This is a genomic window from Colwellia sp. KU-HH00111 (genome assembly GCF_040362745.1).
Classification (GTDB): Bacteria; Pseudomonadota; Gammaproteobacteria; order Enterobacterales; family Alteromonadaceae; genus Colwellia.
The window spans coordinates 1-988 of sequence record NZ_BAABWO010000024.1 but is presented as its reverse complement, the minus strand read 5'-3'; the positions used below and the strand labels follow the sequence as shown (position 1 = coordinate 988).

The following is a 988-nucleotide window of genomic DNA, read 5'->3' as shown; positions in this document are numbered from 1 at the left end:
GAATCCGCAGCTTCGGTGACTAGTTTAGCCCCGTTACATCTTCCGCGCAGACCGACTCGACTAGTGAGCTATTACGCTTTCTTTAAAGGATGGCTGCTTCTAAGCCAACCTCCTAGCTGTCTATGCCTTTCCACATCGTTTCCCACTTAACTAGTACTTTGGGACCTTAGCTGGCGGTCTGGGTTGTTTCCCTCTTCACAATGGACGTTAGCACCCACAGTGTGTCTCCCGGATATCACTCACTGGTATTCGGAGTTTGCAAAGGGTTGGTAAGTCGGGATGACCCCCTAGCCTTAACAGTGCTCTACCCCCAGTGGTGTTCGTCCGAGGCTCTACCTAAATAGATTTCGGGGAGAACCAGCTATCTCCCGGCTTGATTAGCCTTTCACTCCGACCCACAAGTCATCACCGCATTTTTCAACATACGTGTGTTCGGTCCTCCAGTTGATGTTACTCAACCTTCAACCTGCCCATGGGTAGATCGCCGGGTTTCGGGTCTATACCCTGCAACTAAACGCGCAGTTAACACTCGCTTTCGCTACGGCTCCCCTAATCGGTTAACCTTGCTACAGAATATAAGTCGCTGACCCATTATACAAAAGGTACGCAGTCACCGGACTAAATCCGGCTTCCACTGCTTGTACGTATGCGGTTTCAGGTTCTATTTCACTCCCCTCACAGGGGTTCTTTTCGCCTTTCCCTCACGGTACTGGTTCACTATCGGTCAGTTAGGAGTATTTAGCCTTGGAGGATGGTCCCCCCATATTCAGTCAACGTTTCACGTGTGCCGACCTACTCGATTTCACTTAAAGGTTGTTTTTGTGTACGGGACTATCACCCTGTATCGTTGTCCTTTCCAGAACATTCCACTAACGCCCAATAAGCTTAAGGGCTGATTCGCGTTCGCTCGCCGCTACTAACGAAATCTCGGTTGATTTCTTTTCCTCGGGGTACTTAGATGTTTCAGTTCTCCCGGTTCGCCTCATTA

At 49.7% G+C, this 988-nt stretch carries 1 rRNA gene; it reads right to left on the bottom strand.

The features are described from left to right. Nucleotides 1-988: ribosomal RNA gene (locus ABXG98_RS18960) — 23S ribosomal RNA — on the bottom strand; the annotation flags it as partial.